This is a genomic window from uncultured Algoriphagus sp., assembly GCF_963974365.1.
Classification (GTDB): domain Bacteria; phylum Bacteroidota; class Bacteroidia; order Cytophagales; family Cyclobacteriaceae; genus Algoriphagus.
This window is the reverse complement of the sequence record NZ_CAXBBX010000003.1, coordinates 95647-111736: the sequence shown is the minus strand read 5'-3', so window position 1 is coordinate 111736 and position 16090 is coordinate 95647. Positions and strand designations below refer to the sequence as shown.

Here is a 16090-nt window from a genome sequence, read left to right as displayed (position 1 = left end):
TAGTTGATCTTGAGATTTCCAAAAGTAGGGTTAAAAGTATAAATTGGATCCTCTCAAATTTTCTGAATTTTTATTTTATTATGAGAAAGATTTTTTTTGTATGCCTTCTTGTCGGCTTACCTATAGTCGCCTATTCTCAAACAGAGAACAAAGCATCACTAGAGATTTACGGCCATCTGATGACAGACATTGGTTACAACTTTGGACAGATAGACCCATTATGGTTTGACGTGATGCGCCCTTCTAAATTGCCTTCTTATGCCAATGAGTTTGGTGGAGATGGAAGCGTCTATTTTTCCATTCGACAAACCAAATTAGGGGTAAAAGTTAAAAGCCCCACCAAATATGGTGAGTTATTGACCTTCTTAGAGTTTGATCTTTTTGGGGTAGGGAAAACTACTGGGGAAACGGCATTTCACCTTAGATATGCTTACATGCAATTGGGGAAATTTGGTATTGGTCAGGTAGAATCACCATTTCAGGATGCAGACGTTTTTCCGAATACCGTAGAATATTGGGGGCCTTCAGGGGTGGTCGCATTTAGAAATGTTCAACTCCGCTACATGCCATTACAAGGTAGAAATAGACTTACTTTCGCAATAGAACGACCTGGAGCCAGCGCTGATGAAGGAATTTATGCTGACCGTCAGGAGTTGGAAGGTGTCAATTTTAGATTTCCTATGCCTGATATTTCCGGCGAATTTCGCATGGGAAGAGATTGGGGATATGTAGAAGTCGCTGGGATTTTACGTAGAATAGTTTGGGATGACTATCGGGATGATGGGATTGACCTCAATGGCAATACTTGGGGATGGGGAGTCAATTTAAGCTCCAATCTTCTGATCGGAGAAGTAGGAGTGATTCGTGGTCAATTTGTAGGCGGGAAGGCTTACCAAAGTTACTTGGATGATGCTTCTGCAGAGATCGGAGTCGTAGACAACCCAAATGGACCGAGCTCACGCCCCGTTGAAGGTGTAGGAATGCCACAGATAGGTGTGGTCTTATATTACGATCATACGTGGAGCGAGAAGTTCACTTCTGCACTAGGCGGGTCCTTGTCCAGTGCCAATTTGGCTGATCAAATCACACCTTCAGCCTATCAGAGAGGCAATTATATTTCCGGAAATCTCATGTATCACCCTTTTCCTAATGTCATCGCAGCGGCAGAAGTGATTTACATTGATAGAAAAAATTTTAGCGATGGATTTAAAAGTCAAGCCACCAAGATTCAATTCTCTTTCAAATATTCCTTCTCACATACGTTTTATAAAAATTAGGTTTCTTTTTTCAAATCTTCCTCCAAATCATCCGCTTCTCCTTCGGGTAATGAATCTTCAGGCGGGGGAATAAAGTCACCGTCCAATACTACTTCTTTTTTTTTTACACGAGAGTAGTGTTTCCTCGGGATAATTCCATAGCCATACCTTATGGAGAAAACCTTGGTGAATTCAGCACCATAAAAGAAAATCAAACAAGAATAGGAAACCCACAGCAAAACCAAAATAATGGAGCCAGCGGCGCCATAAGTGGATCCTGGCTCTGCAGCTCCAAAGTACAACCCCAGAAGAAATTTAGAAATAGAGAAAAGAAAAGAAGTCAGAAATGCACCTACCCAAACAGACTTCCACTGAATTTTGGCGTCAGGTAAGTATTTGAAAATTAGGGCAAAAAGTACAGCTATTACCCCATAGGAAATAGCGAAATCAACCACGAAAGCGAATACTACCACAAATTCAGGCAGAATACTTTTGATGAAATCGCTAAATAGAGAAAGCATAGCTGTCAAAACAAAACTAATCAGCAATAAGAATCCTAGCACTAATACAAACCCAAAACTGACTGCTCTCTGGAATAGGGTATAATACCACTTGACATCATCGGTTTGCTTTAGTCCCCAGATGGAATTTATGGAGATTTTCAAATGAAAAAACACTCCAGAAGCACCGAAGATCAGTACTCCAATCCCGATAGCAGAAGCAATGAAAGATTTATCGCTATCCTGGGTTTGCTCCACCATTCCCCGTAGGAACTCAGCAGTTTCTGCACCCAAAGCTGAAGAAAGCTCAGTGGTCAGCTGCCCAGTTACGATTTCCACACCCCATATTGCTCCGACTGTGTTGATTACGATAATCATCAAGGCGGGTAAGGATAAAACTGCATAATAAGCGATAACAGCACTTAATCTCCAAGGATCTGCATTGTTCCACTGCTTAAAACTATCTAGCATCAATCTCGGAATATGTGAGATTTTAAAGCGAGTAGGAGTTAGGTTTGCCATAGTTTCGTTAGTTTCCATTAGCTCTCATTTTCAGTGTTAGAGCCATTTTGGGAAGATTGTGAAAGCCCCGTCAATTCCTTGTTGAGTTGGGTTCCACCCTTAATTCCAAAGTCCAAAGTACGGATAGGGAACGGAATCATAATGTCATTTGCGTCGAAGGCTTTCTTTAGAGAAATAATGGCTTCGTTTCGAACCGGAATAAAGTCAAGATTCCTTTCGTTGAATCTGCACCAGATGTTAAGTGTGAAATTGATTGAACTATCTCCGAATCCTGTCCAGAACAAAGAGGGCTCCTCTGACTCCAATCGAGAAGATACGTTTCTAGCTGATTCCAATGCGATTTTTTCCACATGTTCCAGATCTTCACCATAACTGATACCGCATTCTATTTGTACTCGCCTCTTTCCTATTTCGTTGAGGTTAGTAAAACACTCCTGAAATAAATACCTATTAGGTACATATACGATAGGGCCGTTGTATGTTCTTATTTTGGTGACACGTAGATTGATGTCTATTACAGCGCCTTCATGCCCGTCATGCGTGTGAATTATATCTCCAATTTTATAAGGTTGATTGAACGTGATGTACACGCCTGAAATGAAGTTGGCTGCGGTATCCTGAAATGCAAATCCCAAGGCCAATCCAATAATCCCTAATCCTGCTAGAATCGAAGAAACTGTTTTGGATAAATCCATTGCAGACAAAGCCAACATGACACCTAAAACAAGAATTCCTATGAAAATCAATTGGCTTAGGAATCGGCTTATAGTTTCATTGGTACCAAGTTTATGAATGTATCTAGCAGAAAGTTTTTTTACAGATTTGGCAATAAAAATGGCCAGTGTCAAAAGGATGATGGCTAAAACTGCATTTGGCAGATTTTCTATTAAGAGATCAATCCAAGCGCTAAGCTTACCAGTTATTTTATCGACTACTTTTTGGGTATCATACCCGAATACTTCTGCTATACTCATAGTTTGTTAGTTGTACTTTTAGTGGATTCAGGTCAAAAAAGCATGCCAGAATCCCCTTTAGAGAGATTAGCTTAATTTGGTACAGAGAATTTGCATCAACTGAACTTCTTCAGGTTTGTATCTTTCTGGAGAAAAATCTTTAGGCAAGCAATCCTTCAGTTTTTGAGGATTGATGCAATGTGACAGGATTTCTGGATGCAGATAGGAGCTCTTACAAACTGCAATTGTATGTCCCATTTCTTTTGCTACAAGCTTGATTAGGGTAGGTTCAGGCTTCTTTCTTGATTCTTCGCAGAGTTTCCCTGCTTCCTCGGCATTTTTGATACAAAGACAATTAGCTCCCCAGGTTCGGAAGTATTTAGCGGTGTAATAATCATCTTCTGGAGCTTCTAGACTGATGTACTGATTCAAATCAGAGGAATCTACGGTATACCAATGCTCGTCTTCTTTATATCGAAAAAGTTCATACCCAGGAAGCTGAGAGCAATCTTTCAATAGTTTGATCAGTCGTTTATTGGTCAAGGCCACTGAGCGCTCTTTACCACTTTTTGCTGTATAATTCATCAAAAGATTGGAGCCGTCCTCCTTTAGATGTTTTCTTCTTAGGGTGGTTAAGCCATGGGTTTTGTTCGTTTCTGTATAGTGCTTATTACCGACGCGTAGGTGCAATTCATCTAAAAGTGCTGTAGCAAGTGCCAGGACTTTTTCTTTACTCCAAGATCTTTTTCTTAAATCCTTTTCATAGCGCTCTCGCAGTTTGGGTAAATAAAACCCAAATTTGAGAAGATCGTTATACTTAATTTTGGAGGAATATTCTGACCATTTCTTATGGTAGATGTATTGTTTCCTTCCTTTGGCATCAATCCCAGTAGCCTGTAGATAACCGTTTTTTTTAGGACTGATCCATACATCTTTCCATGCTGGAGGAATTACCAATTCTTCAATTCTCTCCAAATGGGATTCATCAGACACTTTTTGATTGTTCTGATCCACAAAAGTAAATCCTTTTCCTTTTTTATTTCTAAGGATTCCAGGTTGAGAGTCTCGGATATAAATGAGGCCCTTCGGGAGTTCGGTTGCTGTGACCATGAGTTTGTTTGCTAGGATATTTTATTTAGCATATCAAGTCTCATGCAAGTCTTTACCTAGCTATTCCGAGGCATGTCTTGCGAATAATTCAGCAGATCCTACACCTAGTCTTCTCATGATCTGTGTTGCATCTTTTTGAGTAAGTTTGGATTCCTTTACTTTATCTTTTTCAAAAACGATCACATTTCCTTCCCAAGTATTTGGAGCAGAAGGAACAAAAACAACGATATCTCCATTTGCCAAAGTATCCACTTTAAAAGCGATCATCCACCCGTCTATAGGCACAAACACCACAGGAAACTCCTTGTCACTTTCCAGACCCGCATTAGACTGAAGTGTATTTTTCATCAGTTGATAACCAGGGAAAAGCGTAAGGATGTGATCTTCTATCCATCCAACCATCCATTTGCCAGCACCAAGCTTAGCGACTGTTCCAGCTAGAAAGCAAAAAATGAGAATGATCAGGATAGCTATAATGTATGGGAAATCTAATGCTGAACTTTCAAGTCCTAAAGCAGTACTGATTTTGGAAGCGACTGGCTGGAGGATATGAATGATTTTTTCAAAAAAGATGAGTATCAAAACAATTGGGAAAAGAAAAAATATTCCGCCTTTGATGGTATTACTGATGATGGATAGCATTGCTTATGATATTTATAAAATTTAGAGAAATTAGGTGTTTTTACCTGAAAATAAAAAATGATTATATGAAATCCGGCCAGTAGCCAAATTAAATTCTTTAAGCTCCTCTGAAGGCTAGCTGTCCGAAGAACATTAATTCAAATCTGGAGGTCGAGCAAGTTGAGTCCATTTGGGCAAATATAGACTACTGGAAAAGAAGCGTTTAAACATCAAATAAAAAAGCCAACTAGATCTAGTTGGCTTGTGATTTTATAAGTTCCCTCTCAGCTCCTGTTCTCGTTCTATTGCTTCGAACAATGCTTTGAAATTTCCCTTTCCAAAAGACTTTGCGCCTTTCCTCTGGATTATTTCGAAGAAAAGTGTAGGCCGGTCCTGCACTGGTTTTGTAAATATTTGCAGCAAATAGCCTTCATCATCGCGATCGACCAGAATATTTAGCTCTTTCAAAGGCTGTAGATCCTCATCTATTTTGCCTACTCTATCAAGTAAATCGTCGTAATAGGAGGAAGGGACCTCCAGAAATTCTACTCCTCGTTTTCTCAGCTGAGAGACCGTTTCTATGATATCATTAGTTGCGATCGCCATGTGCTGTACACCTGGACCTTTGTAGAAATCCAGGTATTCTTCGATCTGAGACTTCTTCTTCCCTTCAGCAGGCTCATTGATCGGAAACTTGATGTATCCATTACCATTTGAAACAACCTTAGACATCAGAGCAGAGTATTCGGTAGAAATATCTTCGTCATCGAAGGTCATCAGTAAGTTGAATCCCATGACAGTTTCATAGAACTCTACCCAACGATTCATCTCACCAAGCTCCACATTTCCTACACAATGATCTATGTACATCAAGCCGATTGGCTCTGGTGTATAGGTGCTCGTTCGTGGTTTATAACCTGGAAGGAAGACTCCATTGTAATTTTTTCGCTCGACAAACGTATGAATTGTCTCTCCATAAGTATGGATTGAAGCGGTTTTAACTTCACCAAATTCATCTGTGATGGTTTTTGGCTCTATGGCAGATGTTGCACCTCTCGAAGTGGTTTCGTACCAGGATTTCTCCGCGTCGTCCACCCAAAGAGCTAATACTTTCACGCCATCGCCGTGCTTTTGGATATGCTCTGCTATAGGGCCATCGGGGAAAATAGGGGAAGTAAGAACTAATCTGATTTTGCCCTGCTTCAGAACATACGAGGCTCTATCCTTGATACCAGTTTCTGGGCCAGCATAGGCAATCAGTTTATACCCAAAGGCATATTGGTAGTAAAGTGCGGATTGTTTGGCGTTGCCAACGTATAATTCGACGTAATCTGTCCCATTAATCGGGAGAAAGTCTTGACTCATGGTTTAGTTATTTTTGGGTTATTCTAGTAAACCAAAGTTACAAAATAACCCAAAGAATATTTGGTCAATCCGCCGTTTATTCTTGAGGATTCTTATTTCCAATCAAAGTAATCCACGCCATAATCAGAAAAGTCAGAGCCCAACTTCCCAAAGCAGTGTCCATCGACAGCCAAATCAAAAAGAAGTAATAAATAGGAGCTAGGGCAAAGCCGATCAAAAACTTCCATGTGGAAGAGAATACTGGATCTTTGACTCCCGGTTTTTTCAACAACCACAGCCAATACAATGGAAAGTGAAAGATCTTCATCAGCTTATTCTTGAGCCCAGAGACTTCATTCACCGGGTTTGGTACTTGCCCAGTTTCCAAAAACAACTCCACGTCTTCTCTAGAACTCACATCAACTTGATGGGCAATCAGGTTTTCCAATTGTTGATCATAATTTTCATTAGGTATCTCTACTACCAGATTTTTCAATGCCACCTGAACAGATTTTGTCAGCAACCCTGATTTAGCTGCAGGCATATCTACTGGAATGACTTTTCCAATAGTCACTCTGGCGATGCTTCCTGATCGCTTATGCGCACTATAGTCCAATGCCACTGGCAAGATCACCGGTGTTACTTCAGGGTATTTTTCTTTCAGGCCAAAAGCAATCCTGGTAAAACCCTTACTCAATGGGCGTAGATTACGGATGAGGCTATGGCTACCTTCGGCAAAAATTATTACAGTTCCGTTGCCGCGAAGTACCTCATAGGTTTGATCAAACGTAGTTTGATTTTGCTGTATAGTTGAAAAACCATCACGCACCCGGTAAACAGGTAGCATATGGATGAAATTGAGCAATTTAGCAACAAAGGATTTTTTAAAGACGGACGCCCGAGTCAAAAAAGAAGGCTTTAGACCAGTGTGAGTAGCTAAAAGGAGGGGGTCAATCAATGCATTTTGGTGGTTCGCAACGAGTAGGATGGGCGTGTTTTTTGGTATATTTTCCTTCCCTTCTATAACTATTTTATTGAAATATCCCTTCAAAGAAATCTTTACCAGGATGCGAAGGAATTCATTAATTAAATATTGCATTGATTTTTTAGCGTTTCTTGGTAAGTTTTTCAGGCTTTTGATTTCCAAAGACTTGCGATGGTCATGCCTGATATTAAATGCCAGATGCCCCACCAAGCCGTAATAATAGCCATTCCACCTAGGCCATCAAAATATGTAAAGATCAAAACCAGCCCCAAACCTGAATTTTGAATCCCTGTTTCTATGGTCATCGTTTTCACATCTGCCAGAGGTAACTAGAATATTTTGCCGGTAAAAAAGCCTGAGCCTAATGCCACAATATTATGAGCCAGTACCCATATAAAAATCAGGGAAATGTACTTGGTAAAGAGATTGAAATTGCCGGCGAATGCGATAACCACAAAAGCTGCAAAAATCAGAATGCTCAGGGGTTTCAGGATTTTAGATGCTTTCTCGGCAAAAGTAGATGCGTACTTATGGGTGATTATTCCTAGAATTAAAGGGACGCCGAGTATCAAGGCTACTGTAATGAAAGTATCGGCATAGTCTAAGCTGATTTCCTTTAGCAATAGCTTGGTAGGAGCATAGAAACCTGCCCATAACGCGAAATTCAAAGGTGTGCTGATGATAGAAAGTATGCTTGAAAATCCAGTCAGACTTACCGAAAGGGCTGTATTACCTTTTGCTAGACTAGTGAGGAAATTGGAGACATTTCCGCCAGGGCACGCTGCTACGAGGAACATTCCCAATGCGACTGAGGGTGATGGTTTCATGATTAGGACTAGACACCACGTGAGAAATGGCAAGAGAATAAATTGTGAGAATACACCCAAAAAGAATCCTTTTGGGTTTTTTGCCAAGTATTTAAAATCCTCAAATCTCAGATCCAGCGCTACTCCATACATAATGAGGGCAAGTGCCAGATTAAGCAGCAGTAAGTCACTTGAGGAAAAATTGAGTTGGATGGAATCCAGTTCGTTAGTTTGGGCCATTTAATTGGTAATAGATAAAAAGATTAGTCCGCACAACATAGCTGTGCCGAAGCTTAATAAAGTTCCGATTAGTATGTATTCAGTGAGTTTTCGCTCTTTTGATTTTCGAAGATCTCCAAATCTAAAGACCGATTTGGCGGCAAGAAGGAAACCTACAGCCTCCCAATGTCCCGTGGCTATAAAGGAAAAGACAAAGAGTCGTTCAAGGATTCCTATGTATTTGCCTGCATCTTGAAGGGATTGATCCGGCTGGGAAGGGATAGAGTCAGACCATTTTTTGAGCAAATTAGCCAAGATGATCGAAGTTGGCTGTGTGAGGAAAAGTACTAGTGTGATCAGTCCAAGCAGGTTTTGGTTTTGGAATACCGATTGCCAGTCCACAGAAACCTCAGTCAATATCCCCCAGATAATGAAGACACTAAGTAGATGTAAAGCTTGATCTGCGATAAACCAGCTTGTTTTGGTCTTTGGCTTCTGAGCGTAGAGTTTGATTAGATCGATCAGCAAATGTACCAGCATGAGCGATACTGCGAAGCACCATCGATTCAGATCCCAAAGAAGTAGCAACACAAGAGCGCCATGGATTAATACATGGATATACAGTTTACCGGAAGAGGCTTTTCGCTTTTCTTTTTCTTTCACCCAAGAAGTGGGTTGCAGTAGAAAGTCTCCAATGAGATGAGCAAGTATGAGTTTGATCAGGATGAGCATTAGAGCAGTTGCTTGAGTTTCTTTCTGAACAATTTCTCGAGTGCCAGAATATCCTCTCCCCGTGCAGCTTTGTATCGCTTACTCACTGAGTTTTGGTTGATGTGAAGGACTTCTCCTATTTCTGCCTGCTTACGGTCTGGGTTGGTGAGCATTTCGGACATCAATTCGCCAGAAGAGATCGACCAGCTGTCCATTTGTATGCCTGCCAGTTTCAGGTAAAGATTCATTTCATCGTTCCATTCAGACCAAGGCGAGTTGATCGCTAGTGTGATCATTTCGCTTTTCAGTTGCTCAAACTTCTCACCTGATCTTACAAATGCCTCTCCGTTGCTTTCGGATATTCTATCTGCATCATAGGACTTAGTACCAATCCCTATCGCCATTCGCACATCCACTGGAGAGCTTCTTTTACTCTCATCAGGGTAGGGCAGACTTTTGATTAGAGCTTTGATCTGCAAAGCTGCAAGCAGACTTTCCTCTGCATTTGGTATTTCCAGTTGGAAACTGTCTCCTCGGAAGATTTCCCATTGCTTAGGTGTTTGACCCCAAGTGCCAAGTAATTTCTTGAAGGGATCTATCCACAGATTCTGGTCTTTCAGCTCTCTGGAATTGATTATATCTCCTGTGATCAATGCTATCATAGTACTAATATCACCGTAAATGGTGATAAATCAAAATATCACCGTAAATGGTGATATATCAAATTATCACCGTAAATAGTGATAGAGAAAAAGCAATCGTTTGCACAAGTAATTCAGGTGTAGAAATAATTCCTATTGATTGCTAGAAAGAGATTGTTTAGATTAAAAATTCATAGCTGAAATACTGTTTATCTAAGGGTAAAACAAATAATCTATAACACTATTTAGTAACTACAATAAACCCTATAATCTGAATTCAAATGGAAAAAAGAAGAGAATTCATAAAGAAAAGTCTCTTAGGTACCGCCGGAATAGCCATAGCTGGCATGGGCATGAGTGCCAAATCATACGCTTCTATCATTGGAGCAAATGAACGAATTAATATTGCAGTGGTGGGAATTCGAGGCCAAGGCAGCAATCATATCAATCAATGGTGTGCATTGAAGGATAATCGAAACGTGAGGTTGAAAACTCTATGCGATGCTGATGAGCAATATTTCTCAGAGAAATCGAAAGTGGTTATAGAAAAGACAGGTATTACGCCATCGACAGAGTGGGATGTAAGAAAGGTGCTGGAAGATAAGGAATTAGATGCCCTTTCTATGGCAATTCCAAATCACTGGCATGCGCTGGCCACGATCTGGGCATGTCAGGCTGGAAAGCATGTCTACATAGAAAAGCCAGCCAGTCATAACGTCTGGGAAGGCAGAAAAATGGTGGAAGCAGCCCGAAAGTATGATAGACGAGTTCAGGTAGGATTCCAAAACCGATCAATTGCCAATGTGATGGAAGCGATGGAATTCCTCCACGGAGGAGGAATTGGAGACGTTTACATGGCACGAGGGACTTGCTTCAAACCACGTGATTCTTTTGGAAAAGTGGCAGATAGTACGCCGCCGGCTTCACTTCATTACGACTATTGGAGAGGACCCGCAGAGATGATTCCTTATAATGAAAAGAAAGTGCACTACAACTGGCATTGGCACTGGGCCACAGGAAATGGGGATACTGGCAACCAAGGGCCGCATCAATTTGACGTAGCTCGCTGGGGAATGAATAAGAATGAGCACCCAGTTTCAGTTTATTCCGCTGGAGGAATTTATGGTATAGATCCAAACGAATGCTCTCAGGAAACTCCAAATACGCAAACATCAACATTCAAATATGCTGACGGAACTATGCTCGAATTTGAGACCCGAGGTAGATATACCAATGGTGAATCTAGCTTAGATATCCATATCGGAAATGTTTTTTATGGTACCAAAGGGTATTTAGAATTGGATGGTGGCACTTGGAAAGCATTTCGTGAGAAAGAAGCGGAGCCTTTTGCCCAATCAAAAAAAGGAGCTGCTCCAGCACCAAATAACCAAGTATTGGCTGCCCCGGGTGGTGCTGAGCATTACGCCAACTTCCTCGATGCAATCAGAGCAGGAAATAATGAGACCCTACATTGCGATATTGAAGAAGGCTTCAAGTCGTCTGTACTTCCATTGATTGCAAATGTATCTTACCTGACTGGTCGTGAACTTCGATTTGATGGTAGTGAAGAAAAATTTGTCAAAGACAAAGAAGCAAACAAGATGTTGACCAGAGATTATCGTGACCCTTACACAGTTCCTAATAAGGTCTAATTCCAACTTTCTACTACTTAATAATTCACACTATATAGAATCAATGAGCAATTCAAGACGAGATTTTATGCAAAAGAGTATGGCTGCCGGCTTAAGTTTAGCAGCGATGCAATTTCCTATAGATGCCCTTGCAAGCGCAAAATCAGGGATGAAGTTTGGCTTAGTAACTTACCAATGGGGGAAAGATTGGGATCTACCAACGCTAATTGCAAACTGTGAAAAAGCAGGGGTGCTAGGAGTGGAACTTCGCACCGAGCATGCGCATGGGGTGGAAACAAGCCTTAATGCGGCCGAGCGTGCAGAAGTGAAAAAACTTTTTAAGGATAGTAAGGTGACTTGCTTGGGATACGGAAGTAATTTCGAATACCATAGTCCTGATCCTACCGTACTCCGCAAAAACATAGAGGGCACCAAGGAATACATCAAGCTCTGCAAGGATATTGGTGCTACAGGAATTAAGGTTAAACCAAATAACCTACCAGCTGATGTTCCTAAAGAAAAAACAATAGCCCAGATCGCTGAGTCTTTCAATGAAGTTGGAAAGTTTGCCGCTGATTATGGGCAATTTGTTAGAGTGGAAGTACATGGGCATTTGACTCAGGAGCTTCCTACTATGAAGGCGATTTTTGATCAGGTAACTGAACCAGCAGTGAAAATCTGTTGGAACTGCAATGCCGAAGATTTGTTGCCTCCTGGCTTGGAAGCAAACTTCAATTCAGTGAAAAAGTGGTTCGGAGACACCGTTCACGTGCGCGAATTCAATGAAGGGGATTATCCTTACCCAGAGCTTTTCAAACTCTTCAATGATATCAAGTATGACGGTTGGATCCTGATGGAAGCCCGGACTGAGCCTGCCGATAGAGTAGCTGCTCTTAAAGAACAACTGGCTTTATTTAATACGCTGAAAAAATCAAAATGATCTGATAATTAGATTTATACGCTCATTACTAAAACTCAAAAACACTAAATCCAGAATTTAAATACGATGAATAATCAACACAAACTCTTTAAATACTCCGCTGTATTAGCCTTATCAGCAATGTCTTATGCATGTGGTGGTGCTCAGGAAAAAGCAGAACAATCAGAACCCGAACAGATGGAAGATAGAATACAACTGATACAGGATGAGGTAGCTAAAAAAGTCGATGTAATCATTGATGGTGAATTTTTCACTTCATACATCTATCCGGATTCCTTGGAGAAGCCTGTTCTTTATCCAATCAATACTGCAAACGGAACAGCAATCACCAGAGGCTGGCCCGTCACTCCAAGACCTGGAGAACGAGTGGATCATCCCCATCATTTGGGACTTTGGTTCAACTACGGTGATGTAAATGGCCTTGACTTTTGGAATAATTCCTCCGCTATTACCGACAAGTCTAAGTATGGACATATCGTTCATAAATCCATCAATTCAGTGAAGAGTGGTAACGAAGAAGGGGTTTTAGAAGTAAGTTTAGATTGGATGAATGACCAAGGCGAGGTTCTGTTGACAGAGAATACCACATTTATATTTAGTGGTAAAGAGAATCAAAGAACGATTGACAGAATAGCTACTTTAACTGCTCCAAATGGAGAGGTGAAACTTACTGACAATAAGGAAGGTATGCTGGGTCTTCGTACCGCTAGGCAATTGGAACACCCTTCTAATAAGCCAGAGATCTTCACTGATGCCTCAGGGAAAGCAACAGATGTACCTACGATGAACAATGAGGGAATCACAGGAATGTATCTAAGCAGTGAGGGAATTAAAGGTGATGATGTCTGGGGAACCCGAGGTAACTGGGTGAGTCTCTCAGGAAAAATTAACGATGAAGATATCTCAGTAGCTATCCTTGACTTCCCATCTAACCCAGGCTATCCAACTTACTGGCATGCACGTGGGTATGGTTTGTTCGCTGCCAATCCACTTGGACAAAAAGCCCTAAGTGATGGAAAGGACGAACTTAACTTCAAACTGGACAAAGGACAATCGGCAACTTTCAAATATAGAATCATCATCTACTCAAATGAAAATGTGGAAGATGGCCAAGTCAATCGGGATTACATCGAATGGGCTAAGTAATTTATTGAGGGAGCTAGCTAGAATCTAGCTCCCTTTTACTTTTTAAGTCTACCTAATAGTAGTAAGTTTGACCTATTAAAATCTCTTTCTAAAATAGCTGAATCACCCATTCTACTGCTCAAAGCAGTAGAATAACACATTCCCTCAGGAACTGTGTAGGGTATATTTTTATCACATTTTATAAAGAACCTCATGAATATTAGTAAGAAAATGGCCGTAATCGGCGGAACTGGAAAATCAGGCAAATTCTTAGTCAAAGAGCTTGTCAAGCATGGTTTCCATATAAAAATGTTGGTCAGAAATCCAGATCGAGCACCTGAATTTGATCATCAAATCGAAGTAATTGTAGGAGACGTTTTGGATGAATCATCTGTCTCAAAGCTTTTGGAAGGATGTGGGGCCGTTATTAGCACGCTGGGTTGGGGGTTGCCACCCAGTAAAAACACGATTTCCTCAGAGGGGACTACAGTAATCCTAAAGGCAATGAAAAAGCACAGGATTAGCCGGTATGTTTTGGTATCAGGGATAAATGTAGATGCTGAAAATGATAACAAAAGTGCTTATGAAAAAGCTGCCACTGAGTGGATGTATGCGAACTATCCAGTAGCCACACGTGATAAGCAAGTTGAATATGAATTGCTACTGAAAAGCGAGGTGAATTGGCCCCTAGTTCGACTACCGTTGATAATTTTGGATGATGAGAATAAAGAGATAGCTGTATCTCTTGAAAATTGTCCTGGAGATCAGATTTCAGCTACCAGTTTGTCTGTTTTCCTGATCAAACAATTATCTGAAGCGCAGTTTATAAAGCAAGCTCCCTTTATAGCTGACAAATAAGATGAGTGAAAAAACGCAGCAAGTACTCTTGCTGCGTTTTTCTAGTTCATGTGGATCTATTCGAAAATTGTAATAGAATATGTTTTCACATCCTTTTTGCCAGCGAGCAATTCCATAATACCCTCTTTCTCTTCAAACTTTTGTTGTGAATCTATGCTGTCTGCTATTCCCAACCAAGGTTCTATGCAAATAAAGGGAGCACCAGGTTTAGCCCAAAGTCCCAAATAGTAAAAATCATCAAAATCCACAGCTAAAATGCTGCCTTCTGTTTGATGTTTTAGGGTGACTTTCCTTGATTTTAGTCGCTTGAAAATCAATGCGTCATGTTCAAAAATCTTTTTGTGTAGTGGGAGAATACTGGTATTGTTTAAAACTGGTTTCTGATCTAAACCAATCAAGCCTGAAAGTTCAACCTCCCATGTTGAATCGTTTTCAGTCTGCTCGAATTCAAGGTAATAATCCTCATAGACCTCATTTTCGTTCAGAGGACAATTAAAGGCTGGATGGGCTCCAATGGAATAGAACATAGGTTCGTCACCATGATTGGAGATAGTATGTACAACTTCCAATGTCTTTCCATCTAGTGTAAACTCGATTTCCAATTCAAATTTGAATGGATAGTATTTCAGACTTTCCTCGTCCCATTTCAGACTAAATAGTAGGGAATTTTCATTCTTAGCTTTTAATACAGGCTTTTCAGAATTCCGTACAATCCCATGCTTAGGCATGCTGTATTTCTTGCCTCTTATGAGCGTTTGGCCATCTTTTAATGCGCCAATAATTGGAAATAGAACGGGAGCTTGACCAGCCCAAAAAGTCGGGTTTCCTTGCCATAGATATTCTTTACCTGATGTAATAGATCTAATTGAGCTAAGCTCCATTCCTGTCTGATTTACCTGTATTTCCAGATCAGTATTTTTTAATCGGTGATTCATGTTTCTAAATAACTAGCTGTTCAAATATTTTCCTAACTAATTTTTACAAGAAGTATTTCCGGCTCTAGTTTTTGTTTTGTAAGGCACTCAACTCATGAAACTGTCCTTGAACTAACCTTAAAAATTATGCTGGCATAGGGTGTGAGCTACTATTCATAAAAGAGAACTACTAGGTGAAATTATAGCCTTGTTTCCTGATTAAGCATCTTAAATCCACATGTTGTTGTGTGAAAATAACCCAAAATGTTGGGTTTATGTACATGAAATATCTTTCTGAGCTTTTTGGTAAAAACTGTAATTCTAATGTCTAAAAGAAAAATTCAAAGCATATGCTATCTAGCATTTACTCCTCTACTTCTATTCGGATGTGATTTCATGGAGAACATCTTTCCGGATAAGGATAATGATGGAGTTATCATTGCCAATTTGAATGAAATTCCATTTGAAGCTGAAGGAGGTAAAGGCTTTTTAGCTAAAGAGTTTTTGAAGGCTGAACTTGAAGAATCTGAAGATTACTACTTGTTAACGGTCTACGGTATCCGGGTTCAGGATGACAAGAAAGCGCTAGCATTGGGCTTTCAATTGGCTGGAAATGACATCTCTGAAATCACTGCAGGTTCTACCTACTCTAACTGGGTATTACTAGATGAAAAGGCTGGAAAATTTGAAGGAGCCAAGGGAGCAGTAGAGATGCGAAATTCAGTCAAATCTGATAACAGTGTATTTAAAGCTAGTAGCTTTTATACAGGAGAAATTAAACTCACTATTACAGAAATAGATTTATCAAAACGTGAGTTTTCTGGCTCTTTTCAATTTTCTGCTTTGGATAGCCAAGTGGACACATTGTTTCAAGTGACTGAAGGAAATTTTGAAAATGTAAAATGGAAAGCGCTATAACCCTATATAAACAACCCCTTAAATAAATTAATCAAC

At 40.3% G+C, this 16090-nt stretch carries 17 protein-coding genes; 6 read left to right on the top strand and 11 right to left on the bottom strand.

Annotated elements, in window-relative coordinates; translation table 11 throughout:
- The first annotated feature begins 80 nt into the window (after positions 1 to 80).
- Entirely contained in the window at positions 81 to 1277 is a 1197-nt protein-coding gene (locus AACZ87_RS05025) for a DcaP family trimeric outer membrane transporter (RefSeq protein WP_339865473.1), read from the top strand.
- On the opposite strand, the gene AACZ87_RS05020 is transcribed toward AACZ87_RS05025, so the two are convergent.
- The 10 genes from AACZ87_RS05020 to AACZ87_RS04975 all read right to left on the bottom strand — a co-directional run bounded on the left by AACZ87_RS05020 (position 1274) and on the right by AACZ87_RS04975 (position 9689).
- Positions 1274 to 2296 carry a YihY/virulence factor BrkB family protein gene (locus tag AACZ87_RS05020; RefSeq protein ID WP_339865471.1) on the bottom strand — a complete coding sequence of 341 codons (1023 nt, stop codon included), beginning with the start codon at positions 2294 to 2296 and terminating at the stop codon, positions 1274 to 1276. The genes AACZ87_RS05025 and AACZ87_RS05020 overlap by 4 nt on opposite strands.
- Complete coding sequence (locus AACZ87_RS05015) at positions 2296 to 3252, bottom strand: mechanosensitive ion channel (RefSeq protein WP_339865469.1); 957 nt, start codon at positions 3250 to 3252, stop codon at positions 2296 to 2298. Before AACZ87_RS05015 ends, AACZ87_RS05020 begins: the two co-directional genes overlap by 1 nt.
- A gap of 66 nt (positions 3253 to 3318) precedes the next feature.
- Entirely contained in the window at positions 3319 to 4341 is a 1023-nt protein-coding gene (locus tag AACZ87_RS05010) for a DNA topoisomerase IB (protein ID WP_339865467.1), read from the bottom strand.
- A 60-nt stretch (positions 4342 to 4401) separates the two neighbouring features.
- Positions 4402 to 4983 (bottom strand): DUF502 domain-containing protein, encoded by a 582-nt coding sequence (locus tag AACZ87_RS05005; protein ID WP_339865465.1) that lies wholly within the window; start codon positions 4981 to 4983, stop codon positions 4402 to 4404.
- Between the two features lie 249 nt (positions 4984 to 5232).
- Positions 5233 to 6327 carry a 4-hydroxyphenylpyruvate dioxygenase gene (hppD, locus tag AACZ87_RS05000; protein WP_339865463.1) on the bottom strand — a complete coding sequence of 365 codons (1095 nt, stop codon included), beginning with the start codon at positions 6325 to 6327 and terminating at the stop codon, positions 5233 to 5235.
- Positions 6328 to 6403: 76 nt separating this feature from the next.
- A complete protein-coding gene (locus AACZ87_RS04995) occupies positions 6404 to 7405 on the bottom strand; it encodes a 1-acyl-sn-glycerol-3-phosphate acyltransferase (RefSeq protein ID WP_339865461.1) in 1002 nt (333 codons plus the stop codon).
- Positions 7406 to 7434: 29 nt separating this feature from the next.
- The gene (locus tag AACZ87_RS04990; RefSeq protein WP_339865459.1) at positions 7435 to 7596 is read right to left on the bottom strand and encodes a hypothetical protein; all 162 of its coding nucleotides are present in this window, start codon (positions 7594 to 7596) and stop codon (positions 7435 to 7437) included.
- Between the two features lie 24 nt (positions 7597 to 7620).
- Positions 7621 to 8337 carry a bile acid:sodium symporter gene (locus tag AACZ87_RS04985; RefSeq protein ID WP_339865457.1) on the bottom strand — a complete coding sequence of 239 codons (717 nt, stop codon included), beginning with the start codon at positions 8335 to 8337 and terminating at the stop codon, positions 7621 to 7623.
- Positions 8338 to 9048 (bottom strand): DUF3307 domain-containing protein, encoded by a 711-nt coding sequence (locus AACZ87_RS04980; protein WP_339865455.1) that lies wholly within the window; start codon positions 9046 to 9048, stop codon positions 8338 to 8340.
- On the bottom strand, positions 9048 to 9689 hold the full coding sequence (locus tag AACZ87_RS04975; protein WP_339865453.1) for a hypothetical protein: 642 nt from the start codon (positions 9687 to 9689) through the stop codon (positions 9048 to 9050). The genes AACZ87_RS04980 and AACZ87_RS04975 overlap by 1 nt, the downstream gene beginning before the upstream one ends.
- Positions 9690 to 9949: 260 nt before the next feature.
- On the opposite strand from AACZ87_RS04975, the gene AACZ87_RS04970 reads away from it, so the two are divergent.
- The 4 genes from AACZ87_RS04970 to AACZ87_RS04955 all read left to right on the top strand — a co-directional run bounded on the left by AACZ87_RS04970 (position 9950) and on the right by AACZ87_RS04955 (position 14222).
- A complete protein-coding gene (locus tag AACZ87_RS04970; RefSeq protein ID WP_339865451.1) occupies positions 9950 to 11320 on the top strand; it encodes a Gfo/Idh/MocA family oxidoreductase in 1371 nt (456 codons plus the stop codon).
- 67 nt (positions 11321 to 11387) lie between these two features.
- Positions 11388 to 12239 carry a sugar phosphate isomerase/epimerase family protein gene (locus tag AACZ87_RS04965; protein WP_339865449.1) on the top strand — a complete coding sequence of 284 codons (852 nt, stop codon included), beginning with the start codon at positions 11388 to 11390 and terminating at the stop codon, positions 12237 to 12239.
- A gap of 66 nt (positions 12240 to 12305) precedes the next feature.
- On the top strand, positions 12306 to 13385 hold the full coding sequence (locus AACZ87_RS04960) for a PmoA family protein (RefSeq protein WP_339865447.1): 1080 nt from the start codon (positions 12306 to 12308) through the stop codon (positions 13383 to 13385).
- A gap of 192 nt (positions 13386 to 13577) precedes the next feature.
- A complete protein-coding gene (locus tag AACZ87_RS04955; protein ID WP_339865445.1) occupies positions 13578 to 14222 on the top strand; it encodes an NAD(P)H-binding protein in 645 nt (214 codons plus the stop codon).
- 56 nt (positions 14223 to 14278) lie between these two features.
- On the opposite strand, the gene AACZ87_RS04950 is transcribed toward AACZ87_RS04955, so the two are convergent.
- A complete protein-coding gene (locus AACZ87_RS04950) occupies positions 14279 to 15157 on the bottom strand; it encodes an aldose 1-epimerase family protein (RefSeq protein WP_339865444.1) in 879 nt (292 codons plus the stop codon).
- A 303-nt stretch (positions 15158 to 15460) separates the two neighbouring features.
- Here AACZ87_RS04950 and AACZ87_RS04945 point away from each other — a divergent pair, with 303 nt between their 5' ends.
- On the top strand, positions 15461 to 16054 hold the full coding sequence (locus AACZ87_RS04945) for a hypothetical protein (protein WP_339865442.1): 594 nt from the start codon (positions 15461 to 15463) through the stop codon (positions 16052 to 16054).
- Positions 16055 to 16090: the final 36 nt, after the last annotated feature.